The sequence below is a fragment of the Microbacterium binotii genome, assembly GCF_021398715.1.
Classification (GTDB): domain Bacteria; phylum Actinomycetota; class Actinomycetes; order Actinomycetales; family Microbacteriaceae; genus Microbacterium; species Microbacterium binotii_A.
Window position 1 is genome coordinate 2,057,062 of sequence record NZ_CP090347.1, and the last position, 17,370, is coordinate 2,074,431.

Below are 17,370 nucleotides of genomic sequence, written 5' to 3' on the forward strand. Positions count from 1 at the left end.
GGCGCGTCACCGCGAAGCGGCGAAGAACGCACGCTCGTGACGGGAGGACACCAGGAACGCGTCGTGCATCGCGGCTCGGGTCGCCGCATCCGCCGTCGCCGCCGACCGGGCGACGATGTCGATCGCGCGGCGGGTGGACTGCGCGAAGACCGGGTCGGCATAGGTCTCCAGCCAGGAGCGATATGCGTGCCCTTGATGCGAGCGCGCCTGCAGTCGCTCCCCCACGTCCTGATAGATCCAGTAACAGGGCAGCAGCGCCGCGATGAGCACGCGGTAGTCGCCTCGGGCCGAGGCCGCCAGCAGGTGATCGAGGTAGGCCGTCGTGACCGCATCGGGGTGCGAACCGAGCGCGGACTCGCCCGCGAGCCAGCGCTCGTGCAATTGCAGCTCGCCGAGGATCGCGTTCTGGGCACTTCCGGCCCAGAACGCACGCTCCGCGGAGTCCGGCGCGAGGCGAGCGGCGTCGGCGAGGACGCGGGCGTACTCGCCGAGGTACAGCGCATCCTGGGCGAGATAGCCGAGGAATGCGCTCCTCTCGAGCGTGCCGTCGCCCAGCCCCCGCACGAACGGCAGGTCGTCGATCTCCGCACGGATGCCGGCGATGTCCTCCCACCACCCGGTCTCGACCTCGTGCGCGGTCGGCCGGGTGTCGAGACCACCGCGTTCCCAGAGCCCGGCGAAGTGGCTGATCGGACCGTTGCCCGAGCCGACCTCGAGCTCCGCGCCGTGACGGATGCTCTCGGCGAGCCACTTCTTCGACTCCGCCGTCGCCTGCGCCCACTCGCCGGTGGCCGCCGCGCGGGTCGCCACCGCCGATGAGAGCGAGCAGCCCGTGCCGTGCGTGTTCCGGGTGCGGATGCGGGTACCGGCGAACTCGGTGACGGCGACGCGACCGTCGATCATCTCCACGAGCGCATCCGGCAGCCGCTCCCCCGACAGGTGACCGCCCTTGGCGAGCACGCGCACGCCGTGCGCACGAGCCACGGCACTCGCCTGCGCGAGCACGTCGGTCCACGCCGAGGCCTCGGGTGCGCCCGCGAGGATCGCGAGCTCGGGGATGTTCGGGGTCACGAGGTCGACGTGCGGCAGCAGCCGCCGGAGGGCGTCCTCGGCATCCGCGTCCAGCAGACGATCGCCGCTCGTCGCGACCATCACCGGGTCCAGCACGACGACCGGCGGGCGGGTGCGGCCGAGCCAGGCCGCGACCGTCTCGATCACCTCGACGGTGGCGAGCATGCCGATCTTCACCGCATCGATCCGCACATCGTCGGAGACGGCGTCGAGCTGCTCGGCGAGGAACGCGACGGGCGGCACGTGCACCGAACGCACGCCGTGCGTGTTCTGCGCGACGAGGGCGGTGACGACGGCCATGCCGTAACCGCCGTTCGCGGCGATGCTCTTGAGATCCGCCTGGATACCCGCGCCTCCCGTCGGGTCGGTTCCGGCGATGCTCAGCACCCGCGGGACGGCGCGCGCGGCACTCATGCCGCGTCCCATGCCGCGCGCAGCATACGGGCGGCACCTGCGGGGTCGCTCGCACCGCAGATCGCCGAGACCACGGCCGCGCCCGCCGCACCCGCTCGCCGCAGCGGGCCCAGGTCGGCGGCGGTGACACCGCCGATCGCCACGGCGGGCAGCGCGCTCGCCGCGACCAGTCGCGCAAACGACTCGTGGCCCAACGGTGGTGGCGCATCGCGCTTCGTGGCGGTCGCGTGAAGCGCGCCGATGCCGACGTAGTCCACGACACCACTGTCGGATGCGGCGGCCAGCTGCTCCGGTGTGGCGGCGCTGAGGCCGACGATCGCGTCATCGCCCACCAGTGCGCGCACCGCCTCCGGCGGCAGATCGCTCTGCCCCACGTGCACTCCCGACACGCGCGCGCCCGCCTGGCGAGCGGCGAGGAAGACGTCGACGCGGTCGTTGACGAGCAGCGCGACGCCGTCGGGCAGCACGGCCGACACCCTCGTGACTGTGTCGAGGAAGCGACGTGCGGAGGCGTCCTTCTCGCGCAGCTGCACCGCCGTGACGCCGTTCGCCGCCGCCTGGCGCACCACGTCGACGATGTCGTGGCCCGCCGCCGCGGCGATGCCCGCATCCGTCACGAGGTAGAGCGAGAGGTCCGCGATCACGAGATCACCGCGCGGATGCGAAGCGTGTCGGCGTCGAGGCCGGCGAGCGCGTCGAGGAACGCGACGGCGAAGCTGCCCGGGCCGGTGGCACGCCCCGCGGCGAGCTCGGCGGCCACGTTGTAGACGGTGACCGCGGCTGTCACCGCCGCGAAGCGATCGTCCTCGACTCCCGCGAACGCCGCCATGACGGCGCCGAGAGCGCATCCGCCACCGGTCACGCGTGTCAGCAACGCGTCGCCGTTGCCGAGCCGCACCTCGCGGGCGCCGTCCGTGACCACGTCCACCGCGCCGGAGACGGCGACGATCGCACCGGTCGTCTGCGCGATGCGCCGGGCGGCGGCGACCGCATCCTCCACGCCGTCCGTCGCGTCGACTCCGCGGCCTCCGACGCCCGAGCCGTCGAGAGCGATGATCTCGGACGCGTTGCCGCGTACGACGCTCGGCGCCGCCGCGACGAGCTCGGCGGCCAGCGCGGTGCGCACCGGCAGCACACCGATCGCCACGGGGTCGAGCACCCAGGGAGTACCCGCGTCCTGCGCGGCCGCCACGGCCTCTCGCATCGCCTCCCGCTGCTCGGCGCCGGGTGTGCCGAGATTGACCAGGACGCCCGAGGCGATGCGCGCGAAAGGCCCCGCCTCCTCCGGGATGTCGACCATCGCCGGAGCCGCCCCGAGGGCGAGGAGGACGTTGGCGGTGAAGCCCGTGACCACCGCGTTGGTCAGGCACTGCACGAGCGGGCCGTGCTCCCGCACGGCCTCCCAGGTCCGGATGGTGGATTCGATCAGGTTCTCTGGCGCGCGCGTCATGTGCGACATCCCTCCGCTCGTACTGACGAGATCAGGTTCGACGGGTGTGATCTCAGCCCCGTAGGGCACCCCGTGTCGTATGTGTGGATTCAGGTTAGCCGACGGCCCGGGCGGCGAGCGCCTCGATGACACCGATCATGTCGAGCTCCCCCCACCCCGCGTCGACGGCCTCCTCGTACAGTCGCCGGCTCGCCGTGATCAGCGGATGCGCGGAGCCCACCGCACGGGCGGCGTCTTCGGCGAGCCTGGCGTTCTTGAGCACATCGACGATCGCCGCCTGCGCGGACAGGTCTCCGTCGGCGAGTTTCTGCGCCTTCCCGCGCGACACCGCCGACGCCATGGGGCCTGCGGCGAGCACCTCGCGGAGCACGCCGGTATCGGCGCCCGCGCGCTCGGCGAAGTGGATCGTCTCAGCCAGGCCCGTCACCATCGTGATGAGATACGTGTTCACCGCGAGCTTCATGGTCAGCGCCCTGGGGATGTCGCCGCACCGAAAGGTCTGGGCGCACATCGCACCGACCACGGGCTCGACGTGGGCGAGCGCGTCGGGCTCCCCCGCCAGCATTCCCACGAGCGTTCCCTCGATCGCGGGACCCCGCGATCCCGAGACGGGCGCCTCGACGTACCGGCCGCCCGCCGCGGCGACGTCGTCGGCCAGCGCGAGAGAAGGCGGTCGTGAACGTCCCCATCTGCACGATGGTGCGGTCCATCACCAGCGGGGCGAAGTCATCCGTGTCTCGGCCGAGCACGGCGTCGACCGCCGGTTCGTCGCGCAGCATCAGGATGACGGTCTCGGCCGCCGCGAAGACTCCCGCGACGCTCTCAGCAGCCCGCGCGCCACGCGCGACGAGCTCGTGCCGCGGCGTCGCCGAACGTGCCCAGACGACGACGTCGAACCCGGCGTCGACGAGATTCGTCGCCATCGGCACTCCCATGATCCCGAGTCCGATGAACCCGACCGTGCGTGCGCTCATTCCTGTCCCTCCCGTGTACTCATCCTGCCCGCGGACGGCGGGGTCTTGCTCCATGGGGGGCGCCCTCACGCGTCGGCGCACGCCCGCCACAGGCGCACCCACTGCTCGGCACCCAGGTCGCGGGGCAGCGCACCGTGGACGATGCCCACCGCATCCAGTCGACGTCGCGCGGCGGGAGTGGACATGCGAGCGACCGACGCGAGGATCGCCGGCATGCCATGCCCTCGCGCGGTGAAGACATCGCCCACGAACCGCTCATACGCGCGCCGGTCCGCATCCGGCACGAGCGGCGCCGGGCGGCGGGTGATCGACAGGATGCCGCCGTCCACCGACGGCACGGGTCGAAACGCCCGCGCCGGCACCCGCCCGTGCAGGGTGAACGCGAACCACGGCGCCGACTGCGCGGTGAGGAGGGTGCCGCCGCCGACGCCGGCGCGTTTGCGGGCGACCTCCCACTGGGTCAGCAGGACGGCGTGCGTCCACGAAGGCCGCTGCAGCAGTCTGCGCATGATCGGCGTGGTGAGGTGGAACGGTACGTTTCCCACGACGACGGGCGCGTCGAGCGGATGGCGCAGGGCGTCGGCGTGCTCGACGCGCACCGTGGGATGAGATCGCCGCAATGTCGCGACGCGGCGCTCGTCGATGTCGATCGCGGTGAGCGGCCGGCCGAGACGGGCAAGACCCGCGGTCAGCGCGCCACCGCCCGCCCCGATCTCGAGGATCGCGCCCTCGGATGCTGCGACGAGCGTGACGATGCGGTCGATGGTGGACGTGTGGACGAGGAAGTTCTGGCCGAGTTCGTGGCGGCCACCGTGAACGGAACGGGTACGCATGAGCGCTCCAAAGGAAGATTCGGAGCACCCCGGTGAGCGGGTACGAAGAAGGACGCGCTGCCGGGGTGCGAGGATATCCCGGAAGACGGCGCGATCACGCGAAGATCAGCGACGCGCCGTCAGGCGCGGCGGTCGCGGATCGAGAAGACGAACGCCGTCATCGGCGCTGCGTTCAACGTTCCCATGGGCACGAGTGTACCGGGCAGCAGACGGACCGCATCCGTTGGGGACCGCAAGCCCGCACCGGCGATCGATCCGCTCTGTCACGCTTGCCGGGTGAAAGCCTTCCGATGCCGCGTGTGCGGGAACGCCCTGTACTTCGAGAACTCCGTCTGCACGTCGTGCGGCACCCCGCTCGGCTTCTCCCGCACGGAGGGCGAGATCGTCCCGGTCGACGACACGGGCCGGTACGTGGATCCGTCAGGGGTCGTGTGGCACGTGTGCCGAAACCTCGGCCTGTCCGGCTGCACGTGGCTGGCCGCAGTCGAGGGCGGCCAGTGCTCTGCGTGCGACCTCACCCGCGTGCGTCCCAACGACGCCGACCTCGAGGGGCTTTCGCAGTATCCCGTCGCCGAACGCGCCAAGAGATGGCTGCTCTTCGAGCTCGACCGGCTCGGCTTCGCCGTCGTAGGGAAGGCCGAGGACCCCGAGAAGGGACTGTGCTTCGATCTGCTCTCGAGCGTGCAGGAGAACGTCGTCATCGGCCATGATGCGGGCGTCATCACGATCGATCTGGCCGAGAGCGACGACGCGTACCGGGTGAAGGTGCAGAAGCAGCTGGGTGAGCCCTACCGCACGATGCTCGGCCACTTCCGTCACGAGGTCGGGCACTACGTCGAGTGGGTGCTCGTGGAGGACACGGACCGCATCGGCGAGGCGCGCACGCTGTTCGGGGACGAGCGGACCGACTACCAGGCCGAGATCGACCGCCACTACTCCGAGGGGCCGCCAGGCGACTGGCAGGCGCGCTACATCTCGACCTACGCGACCATGCACCCCTACGAGGACTTCGCCGAGACGTGGGCCCACTTCCTGCACATCACGGACGCGCTCGAGACCGCCGACCAGTACGGTCTCGCCGTGTTCGTGGGACTCGACGCGTTCGCCACGTTCCGCGACGTCGCGACCGAGATCTGGATGCCCCTGGCCACCGCGCTCAACATGATCAACCGCTCGATGGGCAAGAGCGACTTCTACCCCTTCGTCCTGCCGGACCCGGTGCTGGACAAGCTCGACTTCGTCGCGTCGCTGCGGCGGTGACGACGAGAGGCGGTGCTGCGTCCATCAGCCTGCGCCGCGCCCTCACCGGTCCTCGCTAGGGGTGAACCCGAAAACCTGAGTCCGCCGAGCTCGCCGACGCCCGTCCCCCTCGAGTCAGCCCCGGCCCGTGAGAACCTCGGACAGCGCGGGCCACGCGGCGGCACGGACGAAGAGCGGGACGGAGGTGCGCGACGACACGTCCGCCGTGATCACTCGCTCCCCCGTGAACGACGCGCCCGTGCGGGCCTCGATCCACTCGCCCGCGGGAAGGTAGACGTCCCACACGGTCGCGCCGGGCTCCAGCACCGGGGCGACGAGGAGGTCGGGCCCGAGCATCCATTGCAGCGGATAATCCCACACCCGCGGATCGGCGGGGTGGTCGAAGTACAGCGGTCGCATGAGCGGCACCGACGTGTCGACGGTGGATACGGCGGATGCGGTCAGGTACGGGATCAGGCGTTCGCGCAGCTCGACGAGCCCGCGTACCTCGGCGATCATGTCGGCGTCGCCCGTGCGCTCGGCGATGTTCCACGGCGTGCGGTCGTTGGAGGGCAGTTTGTGGTGGTTGAACTCCGAGTGGTACTGCATGATCGGCACGAACACACTCGCCGCCATCGCCCGCACGTAGAGCTCGGCATCGGGAATCGGCCCGGAGAACCCGGCGATGTCCCACCCCCAGTAGACGATCCCGCACGACGCGGCCGACAACCCCGCCAGCATCGACCAGCGGAACGCCTCCCACGTGGAGTTCTCGTCGCCCGCCCAGAATGCGCCGTGTGCCGGAGAGCCGGTGAAGCCGGCGCGGCTGAACGTCACGGGCGCCTTGCCCGCCGATTCCAGGAGCCGGCCGTAAGCCGCGGCGTACGCCACGGGGAAGCGGTTGTTCGATGCGTCGCCCGACGAACCGTCGAGGTATACGAGGTCCTCACCCCACGCGTGCTCGCCGCCGTCGGTCTTGAAGCCGTCGATCCCCACCTCTTCGACCAGGTACCGACGCTTCTCGGTCCACCAGTCCGCGGCACGCTCGTCGGTGAGGTCGGGCATGAGGGAGAGCGGGAACCACCACCCACGATTGCGATACGGACGCAACGTCCCATCCGGCGCGGTCTCGCGGATCAGCACGTCCTGCGCGAGCGCGGCGCGCGCGTCGGCGGCGGCCTGCCCGGTCGGATGCGGGCGGAGCTTGAGCAGCGGGATCTGCCACAGGTGCACGCGCACGTCGTGCGCATGCAGCGCGTCGACCATGCCCTTGGGGTCGGGCCATGCCCCCTCGTCCGGGAACGTGAAGTCGGCCAGCCGCATGGGGCCGCCGTCCTCACGCACCCGGTACTCGGCGTCGCGGAAGATCGTGAAGCTCTTCTCGTCGCTCCACGCCTCGATCACCACGTTGCGCACCGGGACACCGTGCTCGCGGTGAAGAGCCATCTGCCGCTCGACCTCGGACTGCGTGTTCCACTCGTTGCCGCTAGCCCAGAGCCCGAAGACCCAGTCGGGCAGGGCGCGGGGACGCCCGGTCTCGCCGAGGAACGCGTCGAGCACCTCGGTGGGCGTGCCCGCATACAGCGCGAGCGAGAGCACCTCGCGGTCGCTGGAGGCGGCATCCACCTCGGCCTCGACCAACAGACGCTCCGGTGACACCTCGCCGATGTCGAACCACACCCGACGCGACGTACGCACGTGGAACCCCCAGCCCTGCCCGCCCACGACATGCGCGAAGGGCATCGGCAGGTACGTGCGCCGGTGGGCGCCCTGGCTCTTGTACTGCTCGAACACGACCGAGTCCAGGCGCGTGCCGCGATGATCGAGCGCGTCATAGCGCTCACCGAACCCGGTGACGTGCTCGCCGGGTTCGAGCGGGAGCACGAAGCGCACCCGGTGGACGCGCACGCCGTCATCGAGGACCTCGATTCCCTCGTGCACCTCGACCGCGGACCCCTCGATGGCGAGCGTGCCCGCGGGGGCGGGGCGCCATCCGGCGACGCGGGTCTCGAACCACCGCGTGCGCTGGATGCGGCCGTCCGTCCCGGTGGCGGTGAATCGGTAGCGCAGCGCGGTGCGCGCAGCCGGGGCAGCGAGCTCGACCTGCCACCCCCCGGCCGCGCGAGCCGTCCGCGCCTGCGCCGACGCGAGATGCCCGCCGTCGACGGCCTGACCGCGGGACGAGCGCGCGACGCGCGTGAGCGGCATCGAGCGGGTGTACTCACCGTCGACGTGCAGCTCGAGGATCACCTCCTCGATGTCGCCGGACGTGCGGACACCGAGCCGGAGGGTCTCCCCCGCGACCGGCTGGACCGGACTGCGCTGCTCTGTGTCGTCGGAGTACGGATGCCCCGAGCCGGACGGGCGGTGGCGGATCATGCCGCGAGCTCCGCGCGGTCGAGCCCGAGCTCTGCGGCGAGGCGCAGCACCATGGCATGGCTCCACAGCAGCGGCGTCGCGACCGGCCCCCACCGGTCGATCCACTCCTGGCGGAATCGGGGCGCGAGGAGGTGCCCGTCGACCTGCTCGGGCAGCATCCCGGCGTCGTCGGCAGTGGATGCCGCCCACTCCAGCAGGCGCCGCGCCTCCGCGCGATCGCCGACGGCCGCATACGCGAGGCCGAGGAAGCACGACAGCAGCGGCCAGCGGCCGCCGCCGAAGAAGGTGTCGGCCCGGAAGCGGTACACGCCGCCGTCGACCTCGAGCTGATCCGACACCGCGCGCAGTGTGGCCGCCGCGAGCGACGAGGACGGATCGACGACCCCGAGCGGGGCGATGAGCGAGCTGAGACTCCCGTCCACAGCATCCGAACCGATCCACTTGACGAGGTGCCCGTCGACCACGGCGTCGCGCTCGAGGCGCGCGGTCACGTCTTCGGCTCCCGCGCGGGCGCGCTCGGCGCGCTCGCCGGTGACCAGGCCCGCGTCGGCGGCGGCGCGCAGACCGGCCGCGATGCATCCGAGGGTCGAGCCGTGCACAGCCTCGTCGTGCTCCTCCCACCAGTCGTAGCACGGGCGCGCCCAGGAGCTGAGAAGGTACTCGACCGTGAGCGCGGCGGCGTCGGCCCACCGCGCAGGGTCGATCGCGTGACGCTCGGCGTGCGCTGCGGCGGCCCACAGCCACGTTCCGTAGCCGTCGAGCTGGAAGTCCCACCAGTCGTCCGCGCCGAGCCCGCCGTCGAACGTGAAGCGCGCGGGCAGCATGAGCTCGTCCGGAAGCGGCGTACCGGCGTCGGCCGCCTCGACGATGTCGCGGATGCGGTCGGCGTGCAGGTTCACGACCATCGCGCACCAGTCGTGGAACGCGGATGCGGAGGCCACCTCGCCCGCCGCCGACGCACCGTCGGCGATGAACGATCCGTCGCGGAACCAGCAGTACCCGCGGTACGCCGAGAACGACGGTGAGGCGGGGTACGCGCCGTTGGGCTCCTGAAGCGAGGTGATGACGGCGCGAGAGCGGTCGAGGAGCGCGCCGAGGTCGACGCGGGGTGTCGTGGTCATGGGTCCGTTCCCTGGAAGTCGCGGTGACCGGGGGCGCTGGTTGCACCCCCGGTCAGAGGGCGGGGGTCAGCCGAGCAGCGGCGTGATGCGGCTCTCGGCGTCGGAGAGCGCCTGCTCGACCGTCTTGCGGCCTGCGGCCGCCTCGGTCAGCTCCTCGGTGACGATGTCCTGCATCTCCGCCTGGCCGTCGCCGATCGAGGGCGCGAGGGCGACCTCTTCGAGCGAGTCGAACACGGCCTGTCGGTTGGTCGGCGGCGTGATGTCGAGGTAGGCCGACAGGGCCGTCTCGTCGGCGATCGGCGGGAGCTCCCATCCGGCCTCCAGGCGCGTGTCGACCGTGGTCTTCGAACTCGTCAGGAACTCGGCGAACTTCGTCGCCGCTTCCTTGTTCTTCGTGCCGGCCGAGACGGCGACGGCGTTGGAGAACAGCGCGCTCGCGTGCTGCGTGTCGCCGGGCTCGACGGCGATGTCCCAGCCGATCGAGGCGTCGGCGAGTGTGCCGAACATCCAGATGCCGCTGTGCCACATCGCGAGCTTGCCGCCGGCGAACAGGCCGCTGTCGAAGTCGGGGGTGCCTGCGCCCTGCTCGGCGGTCGGCATCGTCGTGCCGCTCTTGCCGACGAGCCACTCGGCTGCCGCGATCCCCTCGGGGCTGTTGAATCCGAGCTTGCCGTCGGCGGTCAGGAACTCCCCGCCCGCCTGAGCGACCGCCTTGTAGAACTCGTGGTACGAGATGGGCTGGTAGTCGCCCCACACCCCGGCGGCGGTGTCGGTGAGCTTCTCCGCCGCGGCCTTCTCATCCGCCCACGTCCAGTCCGACGTCGGGTATTCCAGGCCGGCCGCATCGAAGAGGTCGGTGTTGTAGAACAGCACGACGTTGGAGAACGAGCTGGGCAGCGCGTACTGCGTGCCGTCGGTGGCGTACGCGTCGGCGAGCGAGGTCTGGTAGGCGCTCGTGTCGACGCCCTCGAGCGGCGCGAGGACCCCGCTCTGCTGGTAGGCGGCGTAGTTCGCGAACTCGATGTCGAACACGTCCGACGACGTCCCGCCCGCGAGATCGGTCTGCAGCGCCGTGAAGTAGTCGGCATAGGGCAGCGTCGTGACCTCGACCGTGATACCGGTGTTCTCCGCCTCGAACGCGTCGACGATCTTCTGCAGGTTGTCTTCGTTGCCACCGGCCGAGATGAAGTTGGTGTACGTGATGGTCACGGCTCCGCCGTCCGACGGCGTCGTCGAGCCGGAGCATCCGGCCAGGGCGAGGCCGGCGACGGCGAGGACGCCGATCCCGGCGAGGGGTGCTGTGCGGTTCATGCGATATCTCCTTCGATATGGATGCGGGTGGGAGTGGTGCGGGTCACTTGATGCCGCTGGACGCGACGCCCTGGATGACGTAGCGCTGAGCGAACAGATAGATGGCGAGCATGGGGAGGATGCTGACGACGGAACCGGCCATCATCACGTCCCACTGGGTGGTGTACTGGCCCTGCAGCCCGGCGAGCGAGAGCGGCAGGGTCTTCAGCTCGGCCGAGCGCAGGATGATGAGCGGCCACAGGAAGCTGTTCCAGCTGTTCATGAAGGAGAACACCGCGAGCGTGGCGAGGGTGGGGCCCACCAGCGGGAGGACAACGGTGCCGAAGATCCGGAAGTGCCCCGCACCGTCCAGCGTCGCCGCCTCGTCGAGCTCGCGCGGCACGCCGTTCATCGCCTGACGCAGGAGGAAGACGCCGAACGCGCTCGCCACGCCGGGCAGCAGCACGCCGAGGTAGGTGTCGACGAGCCCGAGGTCCCGCATCTGCACGAACAGCGGCACGATCAGCACTTGGATCGGGATCATCATGGTCGCCAGGTACAGCGCGAACACGACGCCGCGTCCTCGGAAGGGCAGACGGCTGAACGCGTAGGCGGCGAGCGCGCTCGTCACCAGCTGCAGCACGGCCGTGACGACGGCGAGTCCGATCGAGTTCGCGATGATCCGGGCGAACGGCAGCTCGGCGAACAGCGTCTGGTACGCCGAGAACGACGGCTCGTCCGGAATGAGCTTCGGCGTCGCATCCAGTCCCGCTCCCGGCGAGAACGATGTGGACAGCGTCCACAGGAACGGGAAGAACATCACGAGCGCGCCGAGGATCAGCACCGCCGTGAGCAGACCGCGTTTGGTTCTCTCACGCATAGGTCACCCACCTCTTCTGCCCGACGATCTGCACGACGGTGACGCCGAGCACGAGGATGAACAGCATCCACGACAGCGCGGATGCTTCGCCCGCGGCCCCGTACCGGAAGGTCAGGTCGTAGATCTGCTGCACGACGACGGTGCTGGATCCCGCCGGACCGCCGCCGGTCATCGCGTACACCTGGTCGAACACCTGGAACCCGTTGATGAGCGAGATCACGACGACGAAGAACGTCGAGGGCGACAGGAGCGGCAGCGTCACGTTGAACAGGCGCCGCCACGGGCCCGCGCCGTCCACCTTGGCCGCCTCGTACATCTCGGTCGGGATGGCCTGGAGACCGGCGAGCAGGATGATCATCACGAAGCCCAGGTCCTTCCACGCCGACGCGAGGATGATCGAGGGCATCGACCACGCCGGATCCGTCCACCACCCGGGGCCGTCGATCCCGAACACCGCGAGCGCGGCGTTGACGATGCCGACCGAGGGGTTGAGCAGCCAGCGCCAGACGAGCGCGACGACGATCCAGCTCGTCACGACCGGCAGGAAGTACACGCCGCGCAGGATGTTTCGACCGCGCAGGCGCACGTTGAGCGCGAGGGCGAGCGCCAGTCCGCCGATGTAGACCAGCGGCAGGTAGCCGACGAGGTAGTAGAGCGTGTTGAAGAACGCGCGCTGCGTGGCCGGATCCTGGGCGAGGTGCACGTAGTTGTCGAACCCGACCCACTTCATCGGGGCGAGCAGGTTCCACTCGTGCAGGCTCGTCCACAACGCCCCGAACATCGGATAGATCGTGAACATCACGAGCGGAACGGCGCTGGGCAACAGGAACGCGAGGACGACGAGCGCGTAGCGCACGCGCCCTCGGCGGCGGCGCACGGGCGGAGCCTCGATCGCCTCTCGCCCCTCCGTGGCGGGGACGGGCCGGAAGGTCAGGGTCATGTCGGCTGACCGCTTTCGCCCGTCTCGGTCGCCCGGGCGACCGCGAGACGCTCTCGAACGAGCCGGCCCTGCTCACCGGAGCGACCCTGGTCATCGAACGGCGTGGACAGCACGAGTGACGCCGCGCCCTGGGCCCAGCGGTCGTCCTGCCAGGTCTCGACGGCCACCGGCACCGCACGGTTGCGCGGGATCAGACCCGCGCGGAACGCCGGCTCGAATCCGAACGACCAGTGCCGCCACGACTCCACGCCTTCGCCGAGGAGGATCACGATCTCGGGGTCGACGACGTTCACGACGCCGGCCAGCACGCGTCCGAGCAGGTGGCCGGCGTGCGAGAAGAGCTTTTGAGCCCCGGGATCGCCCGCATCCGCGAGGGAGCGCAGCGCGGCGATGCCGGCATCCGGACCGATCAGCGCCTCGTCGCGCGCGCGACGCACGAGCGCCGCCTGGCCCACAAGGGCTTCCAGACATCCGTGTCCACCGCACTGGCAGAGGGGGCCGTCTTCCTCGACCGGGACGTGGCCGATCTCGCCCGCTCCCCCGCTGCGCCCGCGCAGCACCCGACCGTCGGTGACGAGTCCCGCGCCGACACCGGTGCCGATCGTGAGGACGAGCACGTTCTCGTGCCCGCGCGCCTGGCCGTGCAGCGCCTCGGCGATCGCGAGCGCATTGACGTTGTTCTCCACCAGGACCGGCAGATCGAGCTCGCGGCGCAGCGCCTCGCCGAGCGGGACGCGCTGCCACCCGAGCTGTGTGGAGTCGACCGTCCCCACGGCCTGCTCGTCGACGTTGCCGGGCACGCCGACGCCGATACCGAGCAACGGCGCGCCGTCTCCGCCGCCGATGAAGGCGCGGAGCTTCTCACCCAGCCGTGTGATCGCCGTCCCGGCGGCCGCGTCGAACGGCTCGGTGGCCGAGCGCACGACGGTTCCGTCGATCCCGACCTCGACGACCGTGATGTGGTCCGCGACGACCTTGACGCCGATCGCGCGTCCCGCGTCGGTCACCAGGCCGAGCAGGCGGGCGGGGCGACCTCCGCTGGACGGACTGTGGTCGAGCTCGACGAGCAGTCCGTCGGCGATCAGCTGACGTGTGTGCTGCGTGATGAGCGCGGGCGAGACGCCGAGTTCGCGCGCGAGGTCGGCGCGGGAGGTGGGACCGCTGCCGCCGATGAAGGCGAGCACTGCCGAGCGAGTGACGTCGGCGCGGGCAGAGGATGACGGCAAGAGAACCCCTTTGTTCAGGTCTGAACGAACTCTAGATCCGATTCGTGCCGGACGTCAACTCGACGCACATCGACCTCCTTGGCAGTTCCTTTCCGCCATGTCGATGTGGACGCGCTCTTGACGCCGGCGGCATAGGTGGTCCATATTCTCCACTAAATACAGACCTGAACAAAGGGGTTCCCATGTCTGACGCTGCCCGCACGATGCGGCTGCACGCGACTCTCCGCACCGCGCTGCACGCGGCGCCGCGGCGCGCGATCGTGCTCGCCACCGGACTCGTGGCTGCCTTGGTCATCGCCCTGCTGACGGCCGCTCCGGCACACGCCAACACGCTCAACGGGGTGTGGCATGACCCGTACGGCGACGACGAGCTGTACGCCTCGCAGCCGACCGAGCGCTCCCCACGCGATCCGATGGCGGGTGAGAGCGTCACCGTCCGGGCGACGACCTGGCCGATCGCCTCGGGCCAGTCGGTCTGGGTCACGTGGAGCGTCAACGGCGTCGCGCAGACCCCGCGCGGCGCGAGCTACGACTACAACTCCGGCAACAACACCTACTGGAAGGTCGACCTCGGATCCTTCTCGCGCGGCGACGACGTGCAGTACACCGTCCACGCCGATGTGAACGGCGGCGGACAGCGCGACGTCGGACCCTTCACGTTCGCCACCACCTCATGGAGCACCGTGACCGACGTGACCGACGTGATCGACAACGGCACGTCGGTGGACATCGTCACGGGCGACAGTGCGGGCGACTTCACCCCCAAGGTACGCTTCGCCTTCCCCCGTCCCGACGGCTACGACGTGCAGATCGCCCCGACCGGCTCGGGACTGAGTCTCAGCGGACCTACCGGATACACAGTCACCGACGGCGCCTCGCAGGTGACGATCGCGACGAGCGAACTGGTGCTCAAGATCGACAAGAGCCCCTACCGACTCTCGGTCTACAAGGGCGACGGCACGACGCTCATCACCCGCCAGTACGATCCGGCGCAGTTCCGCAACATCGGCTGGGCCAGTGACGGCAGTTCGACCGTGACGAAGATCGAAGACCATTACCTGACGCCCGCCGGCGAGCGGTTCGAGGGCTTCGGAGAGCGTTACGACCGGCTCGATCACCGCGGCACCGACGTGCACAACTACGTGTACAACCAGTACCAGGACCAGGGTGCGACCCGGCGCACGTACTACTCGGTGCCCTTCTTCGCGAAATCCGCCGGCTACGGCGTGCACATCCCGAGCACCCGCTACGCGATCTTCAACCTGGCCACCCACCGTTCCGACATGGCCGGATTCACCGTCGACACGGGCGGCGCGTTGGACTCCACGCTCACGTACCAGTTCTTCGCGGGCGATCAGACCGCGATCCTCGACGACTACACCGCCGTGACCGGCCGCCCGCTGCTGCCCCCCAAGTGGGCGTTCGGCCTCTGGGCGTCGGCCAACGAATGGAACACGCAGGCCGAGGTCGACGCGTGGCTCGACCAGGTCGACACCTCCCGCATCCCGCACAGCGTGCTCGTCCTCGAGCAGTGGAGCGACGAGGCGACCTTCTACCTGTGGAAGGACGCGCAGTACACGCCGAGCGCGGGGAGCGGCTCTCTCGACTATGCCGACCTGACCTTCCCTGCCGGAGGCGCGTGGACCGATCCGAAGCAGATGATCCAGGATGCCCACGACCAGAACGTCAAGGTGATCCTGTGGCAGATCCCGGTGCTCAAGGAGAACTTCTCCTCGAACCCGTCGACCGCCCCGCAGCAGCATCTCAACGACAAGGCGTACGCCGAGGCGCAGGACTTCCTCGTGAAGGACGGAGCGGGCCAGCCCTACCGCATCCCGACCGGTCAGTGGTTCGGGGACAGCACCGTGCCGGACTTCACGAGCACCGCGGCGACGAGCTGGTGGATGAGCAAACGCCAGTACCTGCTCGACGATCTCGGCGTCGACGGTTTCAAGACCGACGGCAGCGAGGCGCTGTTCGGACGCGACCTACAGGTGGCCGATGGACGACGCGGCGACGAGATGCACAACGCGTACCCCAACGAGTACACGCGCGCCTACAACGACTACGTCCAGACGAAGACCAACGGCGACGGCACGATCTTCAGCCGCGCGGGCACCTCCGGCGGCCAGAGCCAGTCCATCTTCTGGGCCGGTGACCAGGCCTCGACGTTCGGCGCCTTCCAGGAGGCGGTCCGCGCGGGCCAGAGCGCCGGACAGTCGGGCGTGCCGTTCTGGGCGTGGGATCTGGCTGGCTTCACCGGTTCCTTCCCGAGTTCCGAGCTGTACCTTCGTTCGACCTCGCAGGCGGCGTTCTCGCCGATCATGCAGTATCACTCCGAGAAGGCCGACCCGAGCCCGTCCGAGGCGCGCACGCCGTGGAACGTGCAGGCACGCACCGGCGACACGAGCGTCGTGTCCACGTTCGCGAAGTTCGCGAACGTGCGGATGAACCTCGTGCCGTACCTCTACACGGAGGCGGATGACAGCGCCACGACCGGGGTACCGATGATGCGGGCGATGAGCCTCGCGTTCCCCGGTGACGCCGCGGCCGCCGCCTACGACCAGCAGTACCTCTTCGGTTCGCAGCTGCTCGTGGCCCCCATCACGACGCAGGGCCAGACCGTGAAGGATGTCTACCTGCCCGCGGGCGAGTGGTACGACTTCTGGAACGGCGGACGCGCGATCGGCGACGGCGTGAAGCAGTACTACGCCGGCACCGACAGCATCCCGGTGTACGCCAAGGCGGGGGCGGTCGTGCCGCTCAACCTCAACGACGCGTACCAGCTGGGCGGAACCATCGGCAACGACGTCGACACCTACGACAACCTCACGTTCCGCATCTACCCGGCCCCATCGAGCACGTACGACTACTTCGAGGACTCGGCGAACGCCCACCGCGCGATCTCGGTCACCGCCGACCGCACGGCACGCACCGTGTCGGTCTCGGCGCCGCCGCTGACCACCGCGGCGACCTATCAGGTGTCGGGGACGAAGCCGTCCGGCGTCAGCGTTGCCGGCTCCGCGCTCTCCGAGGTCGCCTCGGTCTCGGCCCTCGCGTCGGCGAGCACCGGGTGGTTCTGGGATTCGGTGCAGCAGCTGACCTACGTCAAGGTCGGCGCGAGCACCTCGACCCGCGCGATCGTCCTGAGCAGCGTCGACAAGGCAGCTTACGAGGCCGAGTTCGCGGCGCACACCGCCGTCAGCACCAACACCGATCACCCGGGCTACACCGGCGTCGGCTTCGTGGACGGATTCGCAGAGAGCGGCGACGCCGTGGAGTTCGACGTGTGGGCCGAGGCGAACGGGACGCACCAGCTGCGCTTCCGCTACGGCAACGGCGCGACGGCGTCGGCCGTGCGCAGCATCCGCGTCGACGGTACCTCCGTCGGCACGCTCACCCTGCCTTCGACCGGATCGTGGGACACCTGGGGCACCGCGTCGATCGGCGCGACCCTGACTCCCGGCCGGCACACCGTGCGCATCGAGTATGCGAGCGGCAGTGCGGGCGGCATCAACCTCGACAACCTCGTGCTCGCGCGCTGAGCCGGATC

The 17,370-nt window shown here is 70.1% G+C and carries 13 protein-coding genes, 1 pseudogene and 1 riboswitch; of the genes and pseudogenes, 2 read left to right on the forward strand and 12 right to left on the reverse strand.

What is annotated here, in order from left to right; translation table 11 throughout:
• Positions 1–6: 6 nt before the first annotated feature.
• The 6 genes and pseudogenes from thiD to erm form a co-directional block, all read right to left on the reverse strand.
• Entirely contained in the window at positions 7–1,485 is a 1,479-nt protein-coding gene (gene thiD, locus LXM64_RS10335; protein ID WP_234073142.1) for a bifunctional hydroxymethylpyrimidine kinase/phosphomethylpyrimidine kinase, read from the reverse strand.
• Entirely contained in the window at positions 1,482–2,129 is a 648-nt protein-coding gene (thiE, locus tag LXM64_RS10340; protein ID WP_326490525.1) for a thiamine phosphate synthase, read from the reverse strand. Before thiE ends, thiD begins: the two co-directional genes overlap by 4 nt.
• Positions 2,126–2,935 carry a hydroxyethylthiazole kinase gene (gene thiM / locus LXM64_RS10345; RefSeq protein WP_234073143.1) on the reverse strand — a complete coding sequence of 270 codons (810 nt, stop codon included), beginning with the start codon at positions 2,933–2,935 and terminating at the stop codon, positions 2,126–2,128. Before thiM ends, thiE begins: the two co-directional genes overlap by 4 nt.
• A riboswitch (TPP riboswitch) is annotated at positions 2,927–3,018 on the reverse strand. (Overlaps the previous gene by 9 nt.)
• 11 nt (positions 3,019–3,029) lie before the next feature.
• Entirely contained in the window at positions 3,030–3,593 is a 564-nt protein-coding gene (locus LXM64_RS16060) for an NAD(P)-dependent oxidoreductase (RefSeq protein ID WP_267955144.1), read from the reverse strand.
• 70 nt (positions 3,594–3,663) lie between these two features.
• Positions 3,664–3,963: pseudogene (locus LXM64_RS16155) on the reverse strand (NAD(P)-binding domain-containing protein); the annotation flags it as partial.
• Between the two features lie 11 nt (positions 3,964–3,974).
• Complete coding sequence (gene erm, locus LXM64_RS10360; RefSeq protein ID WP_234073144.1) at positions 3,975–4,742, reverse strand: 23S ribosomal RNA methyltransferase Erm; 768 nt, start codon at positions 4,740–4,742, stop codon at positions 3,975–3,977.
• 276 nt (positions 4,743–5,018) lie between these two features.
• On the opposite strand from erm, the gene LXM64_RS10365 reads away from it, so the two are divergent.
• Positions 5,019–6,002 (forward strand): zinc-binding metallopeptidase family protein, encoded by a 984-nt coding sequence (locus tag LXM64_RS10365; RefSeq protein ID WP_234073145.1) that lies wholly within the window; start codon positions 5,019–5,021, stop codon positions 6,000–6,002.
• A gap of 114 nt (positions 6,003–6,116) precedes the next feature.
• Here the strand turns inward: LXM64_RS10365 and LXM64_RS10370 are convergent, their stop codons facing one another.
• The 6 genes from LXM64_RS10370 to LXM64_RS10395 all read right to left on the reverse strand — a co-directional run bounded on the left by LXM64_RS10370 (position 6,117) and on the right by LXM64_RS10395 (position 13,817).
• Complete coding sequence (locus LXM64_RS10370; RefSeq protein ID WP_234073146.1) at positions 6,117–8,360, reverse strand: TIM-barrel domain-containing protein; 2,244 nt, start codon at positions 8,358–8,360, stop codon at positions 6,117–6,119.
• On the reverse strand, positions 8,357–9,481 hold the full coding sequence (locus LXM64_RS10375) for a glycoside hydrolase family 15 protein (protein ID WP_234073147.1): 1,125 nt from the start codon (positions 9,479–9,481) through the stop codon (positions 8,357–8,359). The genes LXM64_RS10370 and LXM64_RS10375 overlap by 4 nt, the downstream gene beginning before the upstream one ends.
• Before the next feature lie 66 nt (positions 9,482–9,547).
• Positions 9,548–10,792: an ABC transporter substrate-binding protein gene (locus LXM64_RS10380; protein ID WP_234073148.1), complete on the reverse strand. Its 1,245-nt coding sequence runs from the start codon at positions 10,790–10,792 to the stop codon at positions 9,548–9,550.
• Positions 10,793–10,835: 43 nt separating this feature from the next.
• Entirely contained in the window at positions 10,836–11,651 is an 816-nt protein-coding gene (locus LXM64_RS10385; RefSeq protein WP_234073149.1) for a carbohydrate ABC transporter permease, read from the reverse strand.
• On the reverse strand, positions 11,644–12,591 hold the full coding sequence (locus LXM64_RS10390; protein WP_234073150.1) for a carbohydrate ABC transporter permease: 948 nt from the start codon (positions 12,589–12,591) through the stop codon (positions 11,644–11,646). The genes LXM64_RS10385 and LXM64_RS10390 overlap by 8 nt, the downstream gene beginning before the upstream one ends.
• On the reverse strand, positions 12,588–13,817 hold the full coding sequence (locus tag LXM64_RS10395; RefSeq protein ID WP_234073151.1) for an ROK family transcriptional regulator: 1,230 nt from the start codon (positions 13,815–13,817) through the stop codon (positions 12,588–12,590). Before LXM64_RS10395 ends, LXM64_RS10390 begins: the two co-directional genes overlap by 4 nt.
• Positions 13,818–13,999: 182 nt before the next feature.
• Here LXM64_RS10395 and LXM64_RS10400 point away from each other — a divergent pair, with 182 nt between their 5' ends.
• Positions 14,000–17,362, forward strand: a complete 3,363-nt coding sequence (locus LXM64_RS10400; protein WP_234073152.1) for a TIM-barrel domain-containing protein — start codon at positions 14,000–14,002, stop codon at positions 17,360–17,362.
• Positions 17,363–17,370 lie beyond the last annotated feature (8 nt).